This window comes from Parageobacillus sp. NEAU-HV-2 (genome assembly GCF_059115485.1).
Genome location: NZ_JBXUJJ010000002.1, coordinates 170,868 through 193,105 on the forward strand (window position 1 = coordinate 170,868; position 22,238 = coordinate 193,105).

Here is a 22,238-nt window from a genome sequence, read left to right on the forward strand (position 1 = left end):
CTATGTAACTAGAACACTAATTCACTGTTGCTGGAGGGGAAAGAATGAATCCGTGGATTGGCTTATTAAAAAAAGAATGGCGCATCTCGAAACTGTGGATAATAACTACGGTTGGAATCGTGATCGCCGTTAATATAGTGGCATATTTATTGGCTCTAAAATACGATGAGCCGGTAACGATGTTCTTTCCATCATTGATTGTTACATGCCTGCATGCTTTTTATATGTTGATATTTATGGCTCTCAGCTTGCAAACAGAAACGAAGCGGCTTCATTTATGGCTTCACACCTCGCAATCGGTATTTCGATTAGTAAGCGCCAAACTGCTCATCGCGTTTGGCAGCCTGCTTGTTTCCTTGTTTGTTTCAGCGCTATTTACCTACATTGCGTCGCTTGAAATAAAAGAAAGATATTTCCATGAGGAGATGTGGAATCATGAGCTTTTTATCAAAGCCGGTGTGCTGGCGGTTCTATCTATTGTGCTGCTATCTATCCATATGGCGGTCTGGTGTTTGTTTTATTGGGTGATTTACCGCATCTGTAAACAAATGTTTCCAAAACTCTCGGGGTTGATCGTTACGCTTATTTATTTTCTGTTAGGCTGGCTATTTTTGTTGTTTATGAAAACAAACGTATACGAATGGCTAACGGGATGGGGAAAAGTAGCGATGCCGGGGATTGCGTTCAATTACGATACAACTGAAGGATGGACAATGATTGAAAAGATTGAAACGATAGCAATAGGAGTAGTTGTTTTTTACGGTATTATTGCTGTTCTCGTATTTTGTGCTTCTATTTGGTTAATTGACAGAAAAGTTGAGGTGTAAGCATCGTGACAGAGGAGTTTGATACAACGAAGCCGATCTATATACAAATAATGGAAAAAATTAATAAGAAAATTGTACGCAACGAATGGAAAGCGGGAGATAAATTGCCGTCTGTGCGGGAGATGGCTGTACAAACAGGAGTAAACCCGAATACGATCCAGCGCACATATAGTGAGCTCGAAAGGATGGGGATTGTGGAAACGCGGCGCGGTCAAGGAACGTTTGTCACGGAAAATGTGGAAGTCATCGAACGGTTGCGTGAACAGCTGAAGCGAGATATTGTGGCTGATTTTATACGGAACATGACAGAGCTTGGATTTACGATGAATGACATTATAGCTTCGCTAAAAGGTTTCAGCAGGGGAGAGGATGGAGAGAAACAATGATTGAATTCGAGCATGTCACAAAAAAATACGGTAATGTCATCGCATTAGATGATGTATCGCTAAGTTTAGAAAAAGGAAAAATCATCGGCGTCCTTGGTGCAAATGGCAGCGGCAAATCGACTTTTTTGAAATTGATTGCCGGACTCGTTTTTCCTACGAAAGGAAAAGTGCTAGTCGATGGAATGGAGGTAACGAGAAAAATCAGTGGTAAAGTCGCGTATTTATCGGAGCTGGACGTCTATTATGACAGCTTTACGGTTCAGGATATGTTGGAGTTTTACGCTTCGCAATTTAGCGATTTCCGAAAAGAAAAAGCGCATGACATTTTAGAGTTTATGGAAATCCAGCCTGATAAAAAGCTAAGACAGCTGTCCAAAGGCGGACGGGGCCGTGCGAAAATCGCTTTTACGTTAGCGCGGGAAGCGCCGATTTTATTGATGGATGAACCGTTGTCCGGGCTTGACCCGATGGTGCGCGAATCGATCGTCAAGGGACTTATTTCATTTGTCGATCTAGAACGGCAGACGATTGTGATGACGACACATGAAATCGATGAAGTCGAACCATTGCTCGATGAAGCGATTTTTCTCCGTGATGGAACAGTGGCAGAACGCGTCCACGTCGATGAATTAAGAGAAACAAGCCGCGATAGTGTATTAAACCGGCTGAAAAAAATTTATAAGGGAGAGGAATGACCATGAATCCGCTTTTGCAGTTGAAAAATGTCAGGAAAGATATTGGCAAGAAAACGATTATCCATGATTTGTCGCTTGAGGTATTTCCAGGGGAAGTGTTTGGGTTTCTTGGACCGAACGGCGCCGGAAAAACGACAACGATTCGCATGATCGTCGGACTGATGGGAATTACTAGCGGCGAAGTGCTGATTAATGGAATCAGTATTCAAAAAGACTTTGAAAAAGCGATTCAACATGTCGGCGCCATTGTGGAAAATCCGGAGATGTATAAATTTTTAACGGGTTACCAAAATTTATTGCACTATGCGCGAATGGCAAAAGGAGTAACAAAGGAGCGAATCGATGAGGTTGTTAAACTAGTGGGTTTGGAAAAACGAATTCATGACAAAGTGAAAACATATTCACTTGGCATGAGGCAGCGTCTAGGGCTGGCGCAAGCATTGCTTCATCGGCCTTCTTTGCTTATTTTGGATGAACCGACAAACGGGCTCGATCCCGCCGGTATCCGCGAAATCCGCGATTACTTGCGCAAGCTGGCGAAAGAAGAAGGGCTGGGGATCATCGTTTCAAGCCATCTTCTGTCGGAAATGGAAATGATGTGCGACCGCTTTGCGATTATTCAACATGGAAGATTAGTAGGAATTGAATCGGTTCAAGAGCTGTCCAAACAAGCTCAAAAAGTGCTGCTAACAGTAGAGCCGGTGGAACAGGCGCTAACCGTGATCAAAAACATCTATCCTCATATGAACATCACACCGGCAAAGCAAGGAATTGAAGTTTCCATGGATTATAAGGAAATACCAAGCTTGAATGCCGCCTTAGTGTCAGAAAATATCAAAGTATATGGCATTCAAGTTCTTACGAAATCGTTGGAAGAAAGATTTTTAGAAATGACGGGAGGGAACGAAATTGTCTAGCATTCTTTCATTAATTCAAAACGAAAATATGAAAATTTACCGCCGTATTGGCACATGGTTCATGATCGGGCTTCTTGCCTTGTCGGCATTAGCGGGAGCGCTGATTACAAAAGCAACATATAAAGAACCAGCAAACTGGAAGGCCGAGGTTGCTTCGGAGATAAAGGAAATGGAAGCCCAGCTTTCTGAGGAAAAGGTGCCGAAAATGTATAAAAATCATCTCGAACAGCAGTTGAAAATCAATGAGTATCGTCTAGAGCATAATATAAAACCTGTGGCGTCCAATACGTTCTGGGGATATTTGGTGAATTCTGCAGACATTATTGCGCTGATCACACTGTTTACGATTATTGTGGCGGCAGGAAGCGTAGCCAGTGAATTCTCGTGGGGAACGATCAAGCTGCTTCTCATTCGTCCTGCCAGCCGCACGAAAATTTTGCTTTCGAAATACATTGCCGCCCTGTTGTTTGCGCTTTGTATGCTGCTATTGTTGTTTATTTTCTCGTCCGTCATCGCCGCGATCGTTTTTGGAATCGAAAACATCAGCGAACCATATTTAGCGTACCAAAACGGAACGGTTGTTGAGAAAAACATGCTTCTCCATGTCATGCAAGTATATGCCTTAAATTGTGTTGATCTTGTCATGATGACGACTTTTGCGTTTATGATATCCGCGGTGTTTCGCAATCACTCGCTTGCGGTTGGACTGGCGACTTTTGCACTCTTTGTAGGGCCGCAGATTACGACGCTTCTTGCCATGAAATTTGACTGGGCAAAATATTTATTATTTGCCAATACGGATTTAACGCAATATATTGATGGAACGCCGCTTGTCGAAGGAATGACGATGCCATTTTCCATTATGATGCTGCTCATTTATTTTGTTATATTTAACGCACTTACATGGTTTATTTTCCGGAAGCGCGATATTGCGGCGTAATGCTTCTTATTCTTGAAATAAATGATGAAATGAAAAAGGATGTCACTCTTGCCAAAGGGATGACATCCTTCATTATATCATTGTTTTTTGGAAAAAAAGAAAATCTTCTCAGTTGACTTTTTTTCTAGGAGATTGTTACATTGTTTAATAGTTAAATAATTAAACTATTTTTTGTAAAGAGGAGTGATATCTTGCGGTTCGGAAACATTCATGATTTAGTAGAACGATATTTGTCTGTTTCCTTTATCGTGATGAGAAAAGCAGCGGCGCTCGTGAAGTGCGAGCTTGATGAGGATATGACAAACGACCAATATTACTTGCTTCGCTACATAAAAAAGAAAATGAAATGCACATCAACCGAGCTTGCGTCCATGTTTGGCGTCAATAAAAGCGCGATTACGGCGATGACGAACCGCCTTGTCAAAAAAGGCTTGATTCAGCGCACGCGTGACCAAAACGACCGCAGGGTTGTTTATTTGACGTTAACGGAACGAGGGGACGAATGGATTACGGAAACGGAAGAAAAAATTCATAAATTAGTTGAATCGTTCATAACCAAATTTTCGGAGAGGGAAATTGAAGCATTTATTCAAACATACGAAAAGCTTGCCTGCATTTTGCAAGAGATGGAGGGGATATCGTGAGAGGAATCGTCAAAGGAAAGTGGTTTGTGCTGTTGGCGTGGATTGCCGCTCTTGTCGTGCTGATGACGACGGCGCCAAACATGGCCGATCTTGTCCGCGAGAAAGGGCAGCTTAACGTGCCAAAAGGCTACTCGTCTTCGCTTGCGATCGATATTTTAAACGAAGTGCAAAAGAAGGAGAACAAAGGAAGCGAACTGTCAACAGCACTTGTGTTTTACCGCAAAGGAGGGCTGACGGACAACGATTGGAAGGAAGCGGAGCGCGCCGTTGAACAGCTGGAAGCGCAGAAAGAGGAGCTCGGGATTACCGAAGTTATTTCCCCGTTTAAAGAAAAAGAATTGAAAGATCAACTTGTTTCCAAGGATGGCACGACGATTTTAACGTCCGTGAAGCTAGAGCGGAACGGAAGAAGCGCGAAAGAAATAAGCAAGGCGCTTTACAAAGCGTTGGATGACATTTCTGTCGAACATTATTACACGGGAGGATGGATGATTGACGAAGACGTTGTCGTCAGCTCGCAGAAAGGGTTGAAAAAGACGGAAGGCATTACGGTTGTGTTTATTTTAGTGGTGTTGCTTGTCGTGTTCCGTTCGTTTGTCGCGCCACTCATTCCGCTTATCACCGTAGGGATGACGTATTTAGTGTCGCAGTCGATTGTCGCTTTCCTCGTGGATCAAGTGAATTTTCCGCTCTCTACGTTTACGCAAATCTTTTTAGTTGCCGTGCTGTTTGGAATCGGAACGGACTATTGTATTTTGCTGTTAAGCCGGTTTAAGGAAGAACTGTCGCAGCATGAAAACCGCACGGATGCCATTGTCGCTACGTACCGCACCGCTGGAAAAACGGTATTGTTCAGTGGAATCGCGGTGATGATCGGGTTTGCGGCAATTGGATTATCAACGTTTAAGCTGTATCAATCCGCTGCCGCGGTCGCGGTTGGTGTCGCGGTGCTGCTCGTTGCGCTGATGACGTTGGTGCCGTTTTTTATGGCGGTGCTTGGCCCAAAGCTGTTTTGGCCGGTAAAAGGCAATTTAGAGCATAAACAAAGCCGCTTGTGGGATGCCGCGGGACGTTTTGCGTTTGCCAGACCGCTCATTGCGTTAGGCATCGTTGCGGTCATTACCGTTCCGATATTGGCGACGTATGACGGGGATTTGTCGTTTGATTCGCTTGAAGAAATTGGTGACGGCTATGCGTCCGTCAAAGCGTTTAACATCATAGCGAAAAGCTTTAATCCCGGCGAAGCGATGCCAACGCAAATCGTCATGAAAAACGATGAAGCGATGAATTCGCAAGAATATTTCGCATTAATCGAAAAAATCAGCCGTGAAGTCGAAAAAGTCGATGGGGTGGATAAAGTTCGTTCCGTTACACGCCCGACTGGAGAGCCAATTGAACAATTGCTTGTTACGGAACAAGCGAAAAGTTTAAAAGACGGTCTTGGCCAAGGAAAAGAAGGGATTGAGAAAATCAGCTCCGGACTAAGCCAAGCGAGTGGTCAGCTTTCCGCATCTGCGCCAAAATTAAAGCAGGCGACAAGCGGTATGGAAGAGCTTGCATCAGGAACGGAACGGCTCAAAATGGGAGTTAGCGATCTGCAAAAAGGGCTGGCGCAAATTGAGCAAGGCATTCGCAGCGGTTCGATGGGAGCTGGCGAAATTAAAAAAGGATTGGTAACGATTCGAGACAATGCGCAAAAGCTGCAAACGGGTGCCGAGCAGCTATTGCAAGGGTATGAAAAGACGGGTGCCGGTCTCGCTTCGCTCGTCAGCCAGTATGAACAGCTGCAAGGCGGCATGAACGCCTTATCGGAGCAATTATCTTCGGTAAGCGCATCGTTGAATCATATGGAGCAAACACATCCAGAGCTGCAACAGGATCCAGAGTATCAGCGGACGAAAATGATCGCAGCGGAATTGGTAAAACAATCACAGCAAATGACTGCTGGTTTTACGCAATTAAATACCGCGCTCAAACAGGTAAGCGCTGGGGTGCGTCAAGCGAACGGCTCATTTGCGCAGCTTATCAACGGCCAAAAAGCGTTGATGGATGGTATGACGAAACTGATTGCCGGGCTTGATGAGCTGCAAAAAGGGATGGATAAAGCAGCAAACGGGCAGCACCAAGTGATCGAGCGCCTGCCGCAATTATCGAATGGATTAAGCGAAGTGAATGCTGGGCAAGAACAGCTGCTGCAGGGATTTTCGCAGTTAGACGGGCAAATGAGTCAATTAATTACAGGGCTTGATCAAAGCGCCGACGGCCTTCGTCAGGTATCGAAAGGCCTCGGTTCCGCCGAAAGCTATTTATCCGAGCTTTCAGCGGCGCCAAACAAAGAAATGACGGGCTGGTATTTGCCAAAACAAGTGTTAGAAAGCAAGGAATTTGCCAAAGCGCAAGATGCGTATATGTCCAAAGATAAAAAAGTCGTGACATTTGATGTGATTTTTGATGAAAACCCGTATTCGACGTCAGCACTAAATAAAATCGATGATGTTAAACGAGCGGTCGCGCGCGCGGTCAAAGATACGAAACTCGAAAACGCGAAAGTTGCCGTTGGCGGAGTGACGAGCATTTATTCCGATTTGCATACGATTTCGTCGAATGACTATTCCCGCACCGTCGTGTTGATGCTTGCCGGCATTGCGCTTATTTTAGTGATTTTGCTCCGTTCGTTCATCATGCCGGCGTACTTGATTTTGTCGCTTGTGTTGACGTACTACACCTCCATGGCCGTCACAGAGTTGATTTTCGTCAACGGGCTTGGCTACGCCGGTTTGAACTGGGCGGTATCGTTTTTCGCGTTTGTCATTTTAATCGCGCTTGGCATCGACTACAGCATTTTCTTGATGGACCGCTTCAACGAATACCGCGACAAGCCGGTGCAGGAAGCAATGCTTTTGGCGATGCGCAACATGGGAACGGTCATTATTTCCGCTGCTGTCATTTTAGGCGGGACGTTCGCGGCAATGTATCCGTCCGGCGTCTTGTCGCTATTGCAAATCGCGACGATTGTCCTTACAGGATTAATTTTATACGCGCTTGTTGTATTGCCGCTATTTGTTCCTGTGATGGTCAAAACGTTCGGCAAGGCAAACTGGTGGCCGTTTATGAAACAAATGTACTGAAGACCAGCCTCTTAGCAGGCTGGCCTTTTTTTGAGCATATTGATTGTTTGATTTATAAAAGATAATCTATGATAAAAATAATCAAGGGGTAGAGGAGGTATAACGAGTGACAAAGCGTGTACTCATGGTTGTTACAAACCATACGACCATTACCGATGATCATAAAACAGGGCTTTGGCTCGAAGAATTCGCCGTTCCGTATCTGGTGTTTAAGGAAAAAGGATATGACGTAAAAGTAGCAAGCATTCAAGGCGGGGAAGTACCACTTGATCCGCGCAGCATTGCGGAAAAAGATCCAGCTTGGGCAAAAGCCGAAGAAGAGTTGAAAAATACTGCCCGTTTGAGCAAAGACGATGCAACTGGGTTTGACGCGATTTTCCTTCCTGGCGGTCACGGGACGATGTTTGATTTTCCAGATAATGAAACATTGCAATACGTTTTGCAGCAATTCGCTGAAGATGGAAGAATCATTGGCGCCGTTTGCCATGGTCCGTCTGGTCTTGTCAATGTGACATATAAGGACGGGACGCCGCTTGTCAAAGGAAAGACGGTAACGTCGTTTACGGATGAAGAAGAGCGAGAGGTGCAATTAGATCAATATATGCCGTTTTTACTTGAATCGACGTTGCGCTTAAGAGGCGCCAATTTCGTCCACGGTGAAAAATGGACGGACTTCTCCGTGCGTGACGACAATTTGATTACCGGGCAAAACCCGCAATCAAGTAGAAGCACGGCGGAAAAGGTTGTTGAGGCGCTGGAGGAGAAAGGAAAGTAAAGATGATAAACGGCAGCGGATGCCGAGCTTACTCGTCTATGTATGAACGAAGAGAGGCTGACTCAAAAGGCGTTAACAACGGTCTTTTCGAGCCATCCTCTTTTTATGTTTACTGTTTAGCAATTCGCACTGCTTTTTCTGTATTGGCAAAATGAAGCTTCGCGCACGTTTCGAGAATGGCAGGTCCATGCGTTTGGATAAGTTTTGCGGCGGCCTGATCGACTTGCGCTCCCGCTCCTTTTGGCAATGCCATGCCGACTTCTTTGCTTAACCGCTCCATTTCCTGCAAAAATACGCAGCGGGCGATCATCGAAGCAACGGCCACTGCAACATGAATCGTTTCCGCCTTCGGATAGCAATACACGCGATCGCGGACGATATTTGTTTCGTTTTCGAGGTAGCGAAAATATAAGTCCCGCTCAATGAATTGGTCAATAATAATCGCTTCCGGCTCTATAGGGGAAAGCTGTTTCATAAGCTTTCCAATCGCTTCATTATGCAACAACGCTTTTATTTTCGTTTGCGGCATACCGCTTCGCTGCCAGTCATTATACATTGGATTGGACAGTATAACTGTCTGGTGCGGGATCATGCTCATAAGCGATGGGGCGAGCCGGCGGATGGCTTCATCCGTTAACAGTTTCGAATCTTTTACTCCCATTGCTGTGATCGCATCCATTTGGTCTTTGGCAACATATGCGGCGGTAACGACAACTGGTCCGAAATAATCTCCGGTTCCGACTTCATCAGAGCCGATTGCCGATGCAGCGGCCAAACGAGGCTGGGAGACTGGTGTTTCTTTTTGATCCGATTGTTTCATCCATTTCGCTGCTTCCCGTTCTGCCTCTTTTCCTTGAAACAGCACTTTTCCCGAACGGTAAGCGGTAATCGTGCAGCCGGACCGTTTGGCAACGAACAAAGCACCTGCAGGGAGATGCCCCGTTATATCAGAAGCGTAATGATTCCGCAGCTTTTCAAGCATCGTTGCTGTTGCCGTGATGACGTGATTTGCCATGGCCATTCACTCCTAGTCACCATTGTTTTTTCTTTTGCATATCATAGCAGTCGTATCTTTTCATTATATCAGCATTCATGGTATGATAAACAATAGGATTTTGCAGAATGGGGGAAATCATTTGGCGGAGCAACAAAAAACGCGGGTGACAGTCGATATATACGGGCAGCAATATACGATCGTTGGCACAGAAAGCTCAAGCCATATTCGGTTAGTGGCGTCGATTGTCGACGATAAAATGCGGGAGATTAGCGAGAAAAATCCGACATTAGATATCAATAAACTAGCGGTACTAACAGCGATTAACATCGTTCATGATTATATAAAATTAAAAGAAGAATATGATCGGCTTTTACAAAAACTACATAAAGAAAAGGATGAGTAACGGAATGGTCGATCTTCTTTTACTTTTTATCCTTTTAACGGGATTTATGATCGGGCTTAAGCGAGGCTTTATTCTCCAATTTATTCATATGACCGGCTTTATCATCGCTTTTGTCGTCGCTTATCTTTATTATGAAAAATTGGTGCAGCCGCTACGTCTGTGGATTCCATATCCGACGTTTGGCGATCCGGAAACGGTCAAACTGCTGTTTGAAAGCACGCATTTGGACGAGGCATACTATCGGGCGATCGCGTTTGCCATTTTGTTTTTCGCGACGAAAATTGTGATGCAAATTATCGGTTCGATGCTCGATTTTGTGGCGCAATTGCCGATCCTTCGCAGCATTAACCGCTGGGCCGGCGGAGCGTTAGGATTTGTCGAAGTATATTTACTGGTGTTTCTCGTCTTATATATTGGTGCACTAGTTCCTATTCAAAGCTGGCAGGCAAAGCTTCAAAGCTCTTTTCTTGCTACTGCCATTGTCAAGCATACCCCATTTTTATCGGAAATGATGAAACAAATGTGGATGCATTACATGGTATAATCACTTCTCTATGGCTCATAGGGAAGTTTTTTTGTACTTTTTCTACAAAAACTTGTATCATGGTTTCGTAGTGGATTGTACGGATAGGTGGGGATAAAATGAAAGGAAATAAAAAAGATGTCATTCGTCTGTTGGAGACGATTGCATTATATATGGAAATAAAAGGGGAAAATCCGTTTAAAATTGCAGCGTTTCGTAAAGCGGCAAGCGCATTGGAAGCAGATGAACGCAGCATTGCCGAAATAGACGATTTCACTGCCATTCCGGGAATCGGGAAGGGGACGGCAAGCGTCATTGATGAATTTTTGGAAATGGGGACGTCTAACGTTCTTGAACAATTAAAACAGGAAATTCCCGAAACCCTGCTTACGCTGCTTCGGCTTCCCGGACTTGGCGGAAAGAAAATCGCCAAATTGTATCAAGAGCTAGGAATTGTCGATATTGCCACCTTGAAAGAAGCTTGTCTCGCTCAGAAAGTGCAAAAACTGCAGGGCTTTGGAAAAAAAACAGAAGAAAAACTATTAGCGGCGATCGAAGAAAGCGGCGCCCGCCCGGAGCGGCTGCCGCTGGCGGTGGTGCTGCCGATTGCCACGGAAATAGAAGAACAGCTGAAAACGATGAAAGGCATCACCCGTTTTTCACGTGCCGGCAGTTTGCGGCGCATGAAAGAGATGGTAAAAGATTTAGATTTTATTATTGCCACGAATGACGCGCCGCTCGTGCGGGAACAGCTATTGCAGCTAAACCACATTTCCGATGTAATCGCCAACGGGGATACGAAAGTGTCACTGCAGCTTGCCTATGAATATGACATTGCCGTTGATTTTCGTTTAGTGACTCCGGAACAGTTCGCCACGACGCTTCATCATTTTACAGGATCGAAAGAACATAATGTGCGCATGCGGCAGCTCGCAAAAGAACGAGGGGAAAAAATTAGCGAATATGGCGTAGAAAATGTGAAAGCGGGAGAAGTAAAAACGTTTCCGAGTGAACAAGCGTTTTTTGCTTATTTTCAATTGCCGTTTATTCCGCCGGAGTTAAGAGAAGATGGCACAGAAGTCGACCGTTACCGCGACGATTATCCGCTTCTTCATCTTTCCCATATCCAAGGGGATTTGCATATGCATTCGGCTTGGAGCGACGGGGCGTGTTCCATTGAAGAGATGGCAGAGGCATGCCGGAAGCGAGGCTACCGCTATATGGCGATTACCGACCATTCCCAATATTTAAAGGTTGCCAACGGGCTGACGGTCGAACGGTTGAAGCGGCAGCGCGAAGAAATTGAGCGGTTAAACGCGAAATACGATGATTTTACGATTTTGGCTGGCGTGGAAATGGATATTTTGCCAGATGGGACGCTTGATTACGATGATGACGTATTGGCAGAACTGGACTTTGTCATTGCGGCGATACACTCGAGCTTCTCGCAGCCACGTGATGTCATTATGAAGCGTCTTACGGCTGCGCTTCGCAATCGCTACGTTGATGTCATCGCCCATCCGACAGGACGGCTGATCGGTAGACGGGACGGATATGACGTCGATATCGATATGCTCATAGAACTGGCGCGGGAGACGGATACCGTGTTGGAATTAAACGCGAATCCGAACCGCCTTGATTTATCGTACATTTATTTGAAAAAAGCGCAAGACGCCGGCGTGAAAATCGCGATTAATACCGACGCCCATCATTTGGACATGCTTGAGGATATGGAAATTGGAGTGGCGGCGGCGCGCAAAGGCTGGATTCGCAAAGATACGGTCATCAACACATGGACGCTGGAGGAATTACGGCATTTTTTACGGCGAAAACGTTCCACTAAATAAAATGGGCATGGAGGTTTTGCATCAGTGCAGACAAAAGTTCTTCACGTATTGGAATTTGATAAAGTAAAAGAACAGTTGTTAGAACACGTATCTTCGTCATTAGGAAAAGAAAAGGTAGAAAAATTGTTTCCTTCTTCGCATTTTGCCGAGGTTACAAACTGGCAAGAAGAAACAGATGAAGCCGTAGCTGCGCTTCGTCTGCGCGGACACGTGCCGCTTGGCGGCATTTTTGACATCCGCGCAAGCCTCAAGCGGGCGAAAATCGGCGGCACGCTTAGCCCGCAGGAGCTTTTAGATATTGCGAGCACCGTTTCTGCAAGCCGGCAATTGAAGCAGTTTATTGAATCGCTGCATGAAGAGAAAGAAGAGTTTCCGCACTTAGCAGATTATGCGGCAAAACTTGTTGCGCTTCCAGAACTGCAGCAAGCCATTGAGCGCTGTATTGATGATCATGGTGAAATGCTGGATCATGCGAGCGAACGATTGCGTTCTATTCGCCAGCAGCTTCGAACAACTGAAGCGCGAATTCGGGAAAAACTAGAAAGCATCATCCGCTCGCCATCGGCGCAAAAAATGCTGTCTGATGCGATTATTACGATTCGCAACGACCGCTACGTCATTCCGGTGAAACAGGAATACCGCGGCGCTTACGGCGGCATCGTCCATGATCAATCAGCTTCCGGAGCGACGTTATTTATCGAGCCGCAAGCGGTGGTGGAACTAAACAACCAGCTGCGGGAAGCGCGCATGAAAGAAAAGCAGGAAATCGAGCGGATCTTAATCGAACTGACAAAGATGGTCGCAGATCATGCGGACGTATTGCTTGAAACGGTTAACGTATTGGCGCAGCTCGATTTTATTTTTGCTAAAGCCAAATACGCCAATCAGTTGAAAGCGACAAAACCGACCATGAACGACCGCGGCTATATTCGCATGCTGCAGGCGCGCCACCCGCTCATTGATCAAACCGTTGTCGTTCCTAATGATATCGAACTCGGAAAAGAATATACGACCATCGTCATCACCGGTCCGAACACCGGCGGGAAGACCGTTACCTTAAAAACGATTGGATTATTGACGTTGATGGCGCAGGCCGGCTTATTTATCCCGGCTCTCGACGGCTCGGAGCTGGCTGTATTTCGCGCGGTTTATGCCGATATCGGCGACGAACAGTCGATTGAACAAAGCTTAAGCACGTTTTCTTCGCATATGGTCAATATTGTCGATATTTTGCGCAGCGTTGACGAAAAAAGCCTTGTTTTATTTGATGAGCTAGGAGCAGGAACCGATCCGCAAGAAGGAGCGGCGCTCGCAATCGCCATTTTGGATGAGGTGCATGGCCGCGGAGCGCGGACAGTAGCCACCACCCACTATCCGGAATTAAAAGCGTACGGATACAATCGCGATGGCGTTATCAATGCCAGCGTTGAATTTGACACCGAAACGCTTCGTCCGACGTATAAGTTATTGATTGGTGTCCCGGGGCGGAGCAATGCCTTTGAAATTTCGAAGCGGCTTGGCCTTGACGAGCGCATTATCGAACGGGCAAAATCGCATATTAGCGCCGAAAGCAATAAAGTGGAAAACATGATCGCCTCGCTAGAACAAAGCAAAAAGCAAGCGGAAGAGGAAGAAAAGCGGGCGAAAGAAGCGCGGATGGAAGCGGAAAAACTGCGCGACGAATGGAGACAAAAATGGGAGATGCTTGAAGAAAAGCGGGACGAGATGATAGAAGAGGCAAAACAGAAAGCAGCTGACATCATCCGCGCCTCGCAGCAAGAAGCGGAGCGGATTATTCAGGAGCTTCGCCGCATGCAAAAAGAAAAACAAGCGGAAATAAAAGAACATGAACTGATTGAGGCGAAAAAGCGCCTTGTCGAAGCGATGCCGACTTTGGCGAAGAAGAAAAAGGAACGCAAAAAAGTAGCAAGGCATGTCTTTCAGCCGGGCGACGAAGTGAAAGTGACAAGCTTAAATCAAAAAGGCTATCTTGTCGAAAAAGTATCAGATGAGGAATGGCAAGTCCAGCTCGGTATTTTAAAAATGAAAATCCATGAACGAGACTTAGAATATATCGGCAGCGCTCCGAAAACAGAAACAAAGCCGATCGCGACCGTCAAAGGCAAAGACTATTACGTCGGCTTGGAATTGGATTTGCGCGGCGAACGGTACGAAGACGCGCTTGCCCGTTTGGAAAAATATATCGATGATGCGCTATTGGCTGGGTATCCGCGCGTTTCCATTATTCACGGAAAGGGAACGGGCGCGCTTCGCAAAGGTGTGCAGGAGTTTTTGAAAAAGCATCGTGCTGTGAAAAACTTCCATTTTGGCGAAGCCAACGAAGGAGGAACAGGGGTAACGATTGTCGAATTGAAATGACGGGGAGAGAGCGGGATGAAGGCGTTTTGGGAAAATGAAATTGTAAAAATTGCCGCCAATTTCAGCGTCGCTGTTTTATGCATCGTCGTCTTTTTGGCGGTGTTTGAGCTAGTGACCAAGTATAAAAATTGGGAGGAAATCCAAAAGGGAAATGTCGCGGTAGCGATGGCGACCGGCGGGAAAATTTTTGGCATCGCCAATATTTTCCGCTATTCCCTTCGTCATCATGATTCATTGCTGGCGATGATCGGCTGGGGCGTATATGGTTTTCTGCTGCTGCTGATCGCATATTTTATTTATGAATTTCTTACCCCGAAGTTTAACATCGACGAAGAAATTGCTAAAGATAATCGGGCTGTCGGCTTGATTTCCATGGTTATTTCCGTTGGTTTGTCTTTTGTCATTGGCGAAGGAATTCACTAAAGGGAGACAAAAAAGCATGGAGACATTGGTCAGAATACTGCTTATTTTCGCTGGAATTTTTCTCATTGGCGGTATCGTATATTTAGCGGTGAAAAATAAGACGATGGAAACATTGTCCAAAATATTGTTTATTTTATGTGCCTTTTTTGTCTTGATCGGTCTTCTTTATTTATTTTTATAGAAAGGGCGTCCCGAAAGGTAACTTTTGGGATGCCTTTTTTTAGATGTAAAATTCACAAAAGTATAATAAAATAAAAATAAATCATCTGAAAAATTCGGGCATGGGGGGATACGGATGGAAAAACCATGGCTGATGCATTATCCGCCGGAAATTCCGCATCATTTGGAGTATCCGAGTAAAACGCTTCCTGACTATTTGCGGGAAACGGCGGCACGGTTTGGCGGGCATGAAGCGATTTATTTTCTTGGGAAAACGCTTACGTTCCGTGAAGTATATGAACAGGCGCTCACATTAGCGAATTATTTGAAACAAATCGGCCTGCAAAAAGGCGACCGTGTGTCGATTATGCTGCCAAACTGTCCGCAGGCGGTCATCAGCTATTATGGTGTGCTGTTCGCAGGCGGCATTGTCGTGCAGACGAATCCGCTGTATACGGAGCATGAATTGGAATACCAGTTGAACGACAGCGGTGCGACGGTGCTGATCACGCTTGACATGCTTTATCCGAAAGCGGCCAAAGCGAAAGCGAAGACAAATGTGAAACATCTCATTATCACAAGCATTAAAGACTATTTGCCGACGGTGAAAAAATGGTTGTATCCTCTCATGCAGCGGAAGCAGCAACCTGTGATGGTCAAAGTGGAAGAGCGGAGCGACCAGCATTTATTTTCAAAAATTATGCTCCAGCGAGACATAACGGAACCAAATGTGAAAATCAATCCAGCGGAGGATGTCGCCTTGCTGCAATATACCGGCGGAACGACCGGTGTGCCGAAAGCGGCGATGCTGACGCACCGAAATTTAATCGCCAATACGTTAATGTGCGTCCATTGGATGTATCGTTGCGATAAAGGAACGGAATCGATTTTAGGCATCTTGCCGTTTTTCCATGTATATGGCATGACAACGATTATGAATTTAGCAATTGTGCAAGCATATAAAATGATTCTGTTGCCAAAGTTTGACGTGGAAGCGACATTAAAAACGATTGAGAAATTAAGGCCGACAATGTTTCCGGGAGCGCCGACGATGTATATCGCGCTTTTGAATCATCCGGATTTGGCGCGTTATGACTTATCATCCATTAAAGTATGCATTAGCGGTTCCGCACCGCTGCCAGTTGAAGTGCAAGAGAAGTTCGAAAAAGTGACGGGCGGTAAACTGATTGAAGGATATGGACTGACCGAAGCATCCCCTGTTACCCACAGCAATTTCGTCTGGGACGGAGAGCGGGTAAAAGGAAGCATCGGTGTGCCATGGCCGGATACGGAAGCAAAAATTATTTCTTTAGAAACAGGAGAAGAAGCGAAAGTCAATGAAATTGGTGAACTCGTTGTCCGCGGCCCGCAAGTGATGAAAGGCTACTGGAATCAGCCGCATGAAACGGAAAACGTGTTACGCGATGGCTGGCTGTATACGGGCGATGTCGGCTATATGGACGAACGCGGCTATTTTTATATCGTCGATCGCAAAAAAGATATGATTATTGCGAGCGGATACAACATTTATCCGCGTGAGGTAGAAGAAGTATTATATCAGCACCCGAAAGTGCAGGAAGCGGTAGTCGTGGGTGTTCCAGATGAATACCGGGGGGAAACGGTAAAAGCATTTGTTGTTTTAAAACAAGGGGAGCAGTGTACAGAAGAAGAATTGGATCAATTTATGCGAAGCCGTTTGGCGGCATACAAAGTACCGAGAATTTACGAATTCCGCGCAGAGCTTCCAAAAACAGCGGTGGGAAAAATTTTACGCCGCGCCTTGCTCGAAGAAGAAAGAAAAAAAGAATGACTTCTTCTTGTCCAACTTAAGCTTGACAAAATAAATCAACAGTCCGTAAAATGAAGATATGAATGAATAGTCATTCATATTTTCGTAAAGGAGAATGAGTATTGCGGAGGGATAAACCAAAATTTAAACAAATTATCGATGCTGCGGTAGTCGTCATTGCCGAACATGGCTACCATCAGGCGCAAGTATCGAAAATAGCGAAACAAGCGGGGGTCGCCGACGGCACGATCTATCTCTATTTTAAAAATAAAGAAGATATTCTTATATCACTATTTCAAGAAAAGATGGGCTCTTTTATTGAGAAAATCGAGCAAGAAATAGCAGGAATTTCGAGCCCTTTGGAGAAATTGTACGTATTAGTGGAAAAACATTTTGAATCACTGGCCGCGGATCATCATTTAGCCGTCGTTACTCAACTAGAATTGCGTCAATCGAATAAAGAACTGCGGCACCGCATTAATGAGGTGTTGAAAGGATATTTGCGAATTATTGATGGGATTGTAAAAGAAGGGATTGAAAAAGGAGAATTTCGTCCCGATTTAGATATCCGTCTAACGAGACAAATGATTTTCGGAACGATTGACGAGACGATAACGACATGGGTAATGAACGAGCAAAAGTATGATCTCGTCGCTTTGGCCAAACCCGTCTGTGAATTGTTAACGAAAGGATGCGCAGTTTCTCGTTAAAACGCAATTTGTTCGAAGGGGGAAGAGGATAGATGGAATATTTTCGCATCCATAAAGAGGAGTTTGTCGCGGACGTCACCTTTTCGCGTCCTCCGGCAAACGCTCTTTCATCCGCTGTATTGAAAGAGCTTTCAGCCATACTCGATGAGCTGGAAGCGGATGATAACGTCCGTGTTGTGCTTCTTCACGGCGAAGGAAGATTTTTCTCCGCAGGAGCGGATATTAAAGAGTTTACTTCCGTTGCATCCAGCGATGAAGCGACAGTGCTGTCGCAAAACGGCCAGCAAGTGATGGAACGCATCGAGCGCTTTCCAAAACCAGTGATCGCTGCCATTCATGGCGCAGCACTGGGCGGTGGACTGGAGCTGGCGATGAGCTGCCATATCCGCATTGTTTCGGAAAACGCCAAACTCGGCCTGCCAGAGCTACAGCTAGGCATTATACCTGGTTTTGCCGGGACACAGCGGCTTCCTCGCTACGTCGGCTTCGGCAAAGCGGCCGAGATGATGTGGACGAGCGAGCCGATTACCGGAACAGAAGCGGTGCAGTGGGGCTTGGCAAACAAAGCGGTGCCAGAAGAGCAATTGCTGGAGGAAGCGAAAAAACTGGCGCAAAAAATTGCCCAAAAAAGTCCAATTTCCATTCGTGCTACATTGCAGCTTTTAAATTCTTTTAAAGAAAAACCGTTCCAGGAAGCGGTGCGTGAGGAAGCAGAGCTGTTTGGAAACGTGTTTACAACAGAAGATGCGAAAGAAGGCGTACAAGCTTTTATTGAAAAGCGTCCGCCTGTCTTTCGAGGAAAATAATGTTTAAAATTAACAGAATCTTTCAAACTGAAGTAATGTTTGATCAAAACAAGGAGGGGCTCACATGAATATTTTCGTCTTAATGAAACGCACATTTGACACAGAAGAGAAAATTACGATTGCGGATGGCAGAGTCAACGAAGAAGGGGCAGAATTTATTATTAACCCGTATGATGAATACGCCATCGAGGAAGCGATTCAAGTGCGCGATAAACATGGCGGCGAAGTAACGGTTGTGACGGTAGGCAACGAGGATGCGGAAAAAGAATTGCGCACGGCGCTTGCGATGGGGTGCGATAAAGCGGTGCTCATTAATATTGAAGACGATGTCGAAGAACAAGACCAATACACGACGGCGAAAGTTCTTGCCGAATATTTGAAAGACAAAAATCCGGATTTGATTTTAGCTGGAAATGTAGCGATTGACGGCGGTTCTGGACAAGTCGGTCCGCGCGTTGCTGAGTTGCTTGGCATTCCGTATGTCACAACGATTACGAAATTAGATATTGACGGCAATAAAGTAACGGTCGTCCGCGATGTGGAAGGAGACGAAGAAATTATCGAAACATCGCTGCCATTGCTGGTCACTGCGCAGCAAGGATTAAACGAGCCGCGCTATCCATCGCTTCCAGGTATTATGAAAGCGAAAAAGAAACCGCTTGAAGAATTGGAATTGGATGACTTAGATCTTGAAGAAGAAGATGTCGAAGCGAAAACAAAAACGATCGAAGTATTTTTGCCGCCAAAACGGGAAGCTGGAAAAATTCTCGACGGCGAAATTGCTGATCAAGTGAAAGAGCTTGTCCGGCTGTTACGTTCCGAAGCAAAAGTAGTGTGATTTTATCAATAAAGTAGGGGGACTGAAAAATGGCACGCAAAGTACTGACATTAGCAGAAGTTCGTGACGGATCATTAAGAAACGTATCGTTCGAGGCCATTGCTGCGGCAAAAACGATCGCCCAAGGCGGGGAAGTCGTTTCCGTCCTTGTCGGCGAAAGCGTCCAATCGCATGCCAATGAGTTACTTTTCCACGGCGCTGATCGCGTCGTTGTTGTAGAGCATCCGAATTTAAAAAATTATACATCTGACGGCTATTCTCAAGCGCTGAAAGCAGTGATTGACGAAGAAAAACCGGAAGGAATCGTATTCGGCCATACCGCATTAGGGAAAGATTTGTCGCCAAAATTGGCCATTAAATTAAACTCCGGTCTTGTATCTGACGTGGTGGCGCTCGAAGAAGCAGGCGGAAATCTTATCTTTACGCGCCCGATTTATTCCGGAAAAGCATTTGAAAAGAAAATCGTTACAGACGGTATTATCTTTGTGACGGTACGTCCAAACAACATTCAACCGCTAGAGCGCGATGAATCCCGTTCTGGAGAAGTAAAAGCGGTTTCCGTCGACATTAAAGATTTGCGCGCAATCGTGAAAGAAGTCGTCCGCAAAACCGCCGAAGGCGTCGATTTGAGCGAAGCAAAAGTGATCGTTGCCGGCGGTCGCGGCGTAAAAAGTGCCGAAGGATTTAAACCGCTGCAAGAGCTTGCCGAAGTATTAGGCGGTGCCGTCGGTGCGTCCCGCGGTGCGTGCGACGCGGGATATTGCGATTATTCGCTGCAAATTGGGCAAACAGGAAAAGTCGTCACGCCAGACCTTTATATCGCCTGCGGTATTTCGGGAGCCATCCAGCACTTAGCAGGGATGTCCAACTCGAAAGTGATCGTAGCGATTAACAAAGACCCGGAAGCAAACATTTTCAAAGTGGCTGACTACGGCATTGTCGGAGACTTGTTCGAAGTGGTTCCGTTGCTAACAGAGGAATTTAAAAAATTAAAAGTGCATTCATAATCATGGCGGAAACGGGCAAGGCAAGCCAGCTTTGCTCGTTTTCTGCTGTCTGCCAGGCGGCATAATTCCTGCCAGAAAGCGAATATTAGAAACGAAGCAAAACATTCGCGCCAAATTTCATTACATGGTATACTTTGCTTACAGCATTACAAGCGAAATAGGAGGAATGCAAAATGGCAATTGTTAATGCGACAGATCAAACGTTTGCGGCAGAAACGAAAGACGGCGTAACTTTAGTCGATTTCTGGGCGCCTTGGTGCGGGCCGTGCCGCATGATCGCACCGGTTCTTGAAGAATTGGATCAAGAAATGGGCGACAAAGTAAAAATCGTCAAAGTGAACGTCGATGAAAACCAAGAAACAGCTTCGAAATTCGGGGTAATGAGCATTCCAACATTGCTCGTTTTCAAAAACGGAGAGCTTGTTGACAAAACGATCGGCTATCAACCGAAAGAAGCGCTTGTTCAACTATTGCAAAAACACGTATAATTCATTTTTCTTCAAGGAGATTCAGGCAATATATTGTCTGAATCTCTTTTTTATTTATGATAATTAAAGCCGGGAATGAGTTTTTCCCTTCATTTATCAAAGTATAATACAATAACAGAGCTTGCCGAAACAACGGCAAGCTCTTTTCTTTTATGGAAAACATGATTGACTCTGATAATCATTATCTATTATAATCAATTTGTGTTAATGAAAATCATTATCAAATCAAAAGCGTCGGGGGGATACATAATGTCAGTGAAATGGAGATTACTTGCTGTTTTTACAGCGTTTGCGGTAATGATGGGAGCTTGCTCGAACAGCGAGGAAACGGCAACAACAAAAACGGAGAAAAAAGAGCAAACAGCTGCTGAACAAAAAGAAGAGAAACCAGCGGAAACAGAGAAGGAAGAAATTAACTATGCCGATGTGTTTAAACAGGCGATTGTCGAGCTGGAAAAAGCAAAGCAAGGGCAAAAAGTTGACTTTGATAAAGTGACAAAACTATATGAAGAAAATTTACAGACGCTTGTACAAAAGCGTGACGCCGAATTTCAAGATACGCTTGACCAGCATATTACTACTGCGCTAGCGGCAGGGAAAGATGGTTCGCTCGATCCAGTGGTCGTCAAACAAATCTTTGATAAGCTTATGCAAAAAGTATTTTATACCACAATCAAGCATGAATTTACTGAAGTAGAGGAAAATTGGGCTAATAAGGAAGAAGTGAAGAAAGAAATCGAAGAAGCAAAACAGTTTTACGCGATCTTGCAACCGACTGTTGAGAAACGCGATGCGGCTTACGGAACGAAGCTAGTCGATGCGATAAATGGGGCGTTTGTACAAATTGAAGATGCGGCTGCAAAAGACGATTTGCTTGCCTTCTCCTTAGGGAAACAAGTCGTAGACAAAACGCTGATGAAAACCTTTTATTTAGCGACAGGCGCGCTTCCGCACGGCTACGCTTCAAAGGCAGCAAATGCGGCAAAACAAGATGAAAAAGAAGCGAAAGTCGAACAAGCGGAAGGATGGGCATTTTATCAATCCGTATATCCATATATGAAAAAGCATGCGCCTGAAGAAGCGGACTACATTTTAAAACAATTTGATTTGCAAACGGATGTGAAAACGCTTGATCCTGCAGCGATCAATAAAGCGTTTGTCCGCGGTTGGGCAAAGGTGGCGCTTCATGAATATGAAGAAAGTAAAGAAAACTGGGGACAAGATAAATCGGTGATTACTGCGTTAGAAGGCGCTTTATTTATTAATATGATGGAAAGTGACTTAAAAACGCTGTTAGGCGATCAAGCTTATGCGTCATTACATGATCAAGCGCAGCGCTACCTTGAGGCGGCAAAAGCGAAAAATAAAGCAGAGGGAGAAAAACTTCTTTCTCAATTAGAAGCAACATTAAACACTGTGATTGAAAAGGCAAAATAACGATAAGGCAAAAAACCTTGTTCTTTGGCAAGGTTTTTTGTCTTCTTATGATTTTGACGCTGCCGCTTGTTGATTTTCTTATGATAATATGCTAGTAGAAATCATTGATTTTGAGGTGAA

22 protein-coding genes are annotated in these 22,238 nt (G+C 45.2%); 21 read left to right on the top strand and 1 reads right to left on the bottom strand.

The window, feature by feature from the left end:
- Positions 1–44 precede the first annotated feature (44 nt).
- From AC1WMD_RS04355 to AC1WMD_RS04390, 8 genes are all read left to right on the top strand, one after another.
- Positions 45–827 (top strand): hypothetical protein, encoded by a 783-nt coding sequence (locus AC1WMD_RS04355; RefSeq protein WP_494256070.1) that lies wholly within the window; start codon positions 45–47, stop codon positions 825–827.
- Between the two features lie 5 nt (positions 828–832).
- Positions 833–1,213: a GntR family transcriptional regulator gene (locus AC1WMD_RS04360; protein ID WP_494256071.1), complete on the top strand. Its 381-nt coding sequence runs from the start codon at positions 833–835 to the stop codon at positions 1,211–1,213.
- Positions 1,210–1,908, top strand: a complete 699-nt coding sequence (locus tag AC1WMD_RS04365; RefSeq protein WP_494256072.1) for an ABC transporter ATP-binding protein — start codon at positions 1,210–1,212, stop codon at positions 1,906–1,908. Before AC1WMD_RS04360 ends, AC1WMD_RS04365 begins: the two co-directional genes overlap by 4 nt.
- Positions 1,909–1,910: 2 nt before the next feature.
- Positions 1,911–2,825: an ABC transporter ATP-binding protein gene (locus AC1WMD_RS04370; protein ID WP_494256074.1), complete on the top strand. Its 915-nt coding sequence runs from the start codon at positions 1,911–1,913 to the stop codon at positions 2,823–2,825.
- Entirely contained in the window at positions 2,818–3,765 is a 948-nt protein-coding gene (locus tag AC1WMD_RS04375) for an ABC transporter permease (RefSeq protein ID WP_494256075.1), read from the top strand. The genes AC1WMD_RS04370 and AC1WMD_RS04375 overlap by 8 nt, the downstream gene beginning before the upstream one ends.
- Before the next feature lie 191 nt (positions 3,766–3,956).
- Positions 3,957–4,409: a MarR family winged helix-turn-helix transcriptional regulator gene (locus AC1WMD_RS04380; protein ID WP_494256076.1), complete on the top strand. Its 453-nt coding sequence runs from the start codon at positions 3,957–3,959 to the stop codon at positions 4,407–4,409.
- On the top strand, positions 4,406–7,537 hold the full coding sequence (locus AC1WMD_RS04385; RefSeq protein ID WP_494256078.1) for an MMPL family transporter: 3,132 nt from the start codon (positions 4,406–4,408) through the stop codon (positions 7,535–7,537). The genes AC1WMD_RS04380 and AC1WMD_RS04385 overlap by 4 nt, the downstream gene beginning before the upstream one ends.
- A gap of 106 nt (positions 7,538–7,643) precedes the next feature.
- On the top strand, positions 7,644–8,312 hold the full coding sequence (locus AC1WMD_RS04390; RefSeq protein WP_043905705.1) for a type 1 glutamine amidotransferase domain-containing protein: 669 nt from the start codon (positions 7,644–7,646) through the stop codon (positions 8,310–8,312).
- Between the two features lie 109 nt (positions 8,313–8,421).
- Here the strand turns inward: AC1WMD_RS04390 and rnhC are convergent, their stop codons facing one another.
- Entirely contained in the window at positions 8,422–9,327 is a 906-nt protein-coding gene (rnhC, locus tag AC1WMD_RS04395) for a ribonuclease HIII (protein ID WP_494256079.1), read from the bottom strand.
- Positions 9,328–9,448: 121 nt separating this feature from the next.
- Between rnhC and zapA the strand changes: the two genes are divergently transcribed.
- From zapA to AC1WMD_RS04460, 13 genes are all read left to right on the top strand, one after another.
- Positions 9,449–9,712: a cell division protein ZapA gene (zapA, locus tag AC1WMD_RS04400; protein WP_017435431.1), complete on the top strand. Its 264-nt coding sequence runs from the start codon at positions 9,449–9,451 to the stop codon at positions 9,710–9,712.
- 4 nt (positions 9,713–9,716) lie between these two features.
- Positions 9,717–10,256, top strand: coding sequence for a CvpA family protein (locus tag AC1WMD_RS04405; RefSeq protein ID WP_043905703.1), 540 nt, complete (start codon positions 9,717–9,719; stop codon positions 10,254–10,256).
- 98 nt (positions 10,257–10,354) lie between these two features.
- Complete coding sequence (gene polX / locus AC1WMD_RS04410) at positions 10,355–12,082, top strand: DNA polymerase/3'-5' exonuclease PolX (protein WP_494256081.1); 1,728 nt, start codon at positions 10,355–10,357, stop codon at positions 12,080–12,082.
- A 24-nt stretch (positions 12,083–12,106) separates the two neighbouring features.
- Positions 12,107–14,461 carry an endonuclease MutS2 gene (locus AC1WMD_RS04415; RefSeq protein ID WP_494256082.1) on the top strand — a complete coding sequence of 785 codons (2,355 nt, stop codon included), beginning with the start codon at positions 12,107–12,109 and terminating at the stop codon, positions 14,459–14,461.
- Between the two features lie 15 nt (positions 14,462–14,476).
- Positions 14,477–14,884 (top strand): DUF350 domain-containing protein, encoded by a 408-nt coding sequence (locus AC1WMD_RS04420; protein ID WP_494256083.1) that lies wholly within the window; start codon positions 14,477–14,479, stop codon positions 14,882–14,884.
- A 16-nt stretch (positions 14,885–14,900) separates the two neighbouring features.
- Positions 14,901–15,065, top strand: a complete 165-nt coding sequence (locus tag AC1WMD_RS04425) for a hypothetical protein (protein ID WP_494256084.1) — start codon at positions 14,901–14,903, stop codon at positions 15,063–15,065.
- 114 nt (positions 15,066–15,179) lie between these two features.
- Complete coding sequence (locus AC1WMD_RS04430) at positions 15,180–16,853, top strand: long-chain-fatty-acid--CoA ligase (RefSeq protein WP_494256085.1); 1,674 nt, start codon at positions 15,180–15,182, stop codon at positions 16,851–16,853.
- 101 nt (positions 16,854–16,954) lie between these two features.
- Positions 16,955–17,542, top strand: a complete 588-nt coding sequence (gene fadR / locus AC1WMD_RS04435) for a fatty acid metabolism transcriptional regulator FadR (protein WP_043905698.1) — start codon at positions 16,955–16,957, stop codon at positions 17,540–17,542.
- Positions 17,543–17,574: 32 nt separating this feature from the next.
- The gene (locus AC1WMD_RS04440) at positions 17,575–18,348 is read left to right on the top strand and encodes an enoyl-CoA hydratase (protein ID WP_494256087.1); all 774 of its coding nucleotides are present in this window, start codon (positions 17,575–17,577) and stop codon (positions 18,346–18,348) included.
- A gap of 64 nt (positions 18,349–18,412) precedes the next feature.
- Positions 18,413–19,186, top strand: a complete 774-nt coding sequence (locus tag AC1WMD_RS04445; protein ID WP_043905696.1) for an electron transfer flavoprotein subunit beta/FixA family protein — start codon at positions 18,413–18,415, stop codon at positions 19,184–19,186.
- Positions 19,187–19,215: 29 nt separating this feature from the next.
- A complete protein-coding gene (locus AC1WMD_RS04450; RefSeq protein ID WP_043905695.1) occupies positions 19,216–20,193 on the top strand; it encodes an electron transfer flavoprotein subunit alpha/FixB family protein in 978 nt (325 codons plus the stop codon).
- Between the two features lie 173 nt (positions 20,194–20,366).
- A complete protein-coding gene (gene trxA / locus AC1WMD_RS04455; RefSeq protein WP_043905694.1) occupies positions 20,367–20,681 on the top strand; it encodes a thioredoxin in 315 nt (104 codons plus the stop codon).
- A gap of 249 nt (positions 20,682–20,930) precedes the next feature.
- On the top strand, positions 20,931–22,118 hold the full coding sequence (locus tag AC1WMD_RS04460) for a hypothetical protein (RefSeq protein WP_494256090.1): 1,188 nt from the start codon (positions 20,931–20,933) through the stop codon (positions 22,116–22,118).
- The last annotated feature ends 120 nt before the right edge of the window (positions 22,119–22,238 follow it).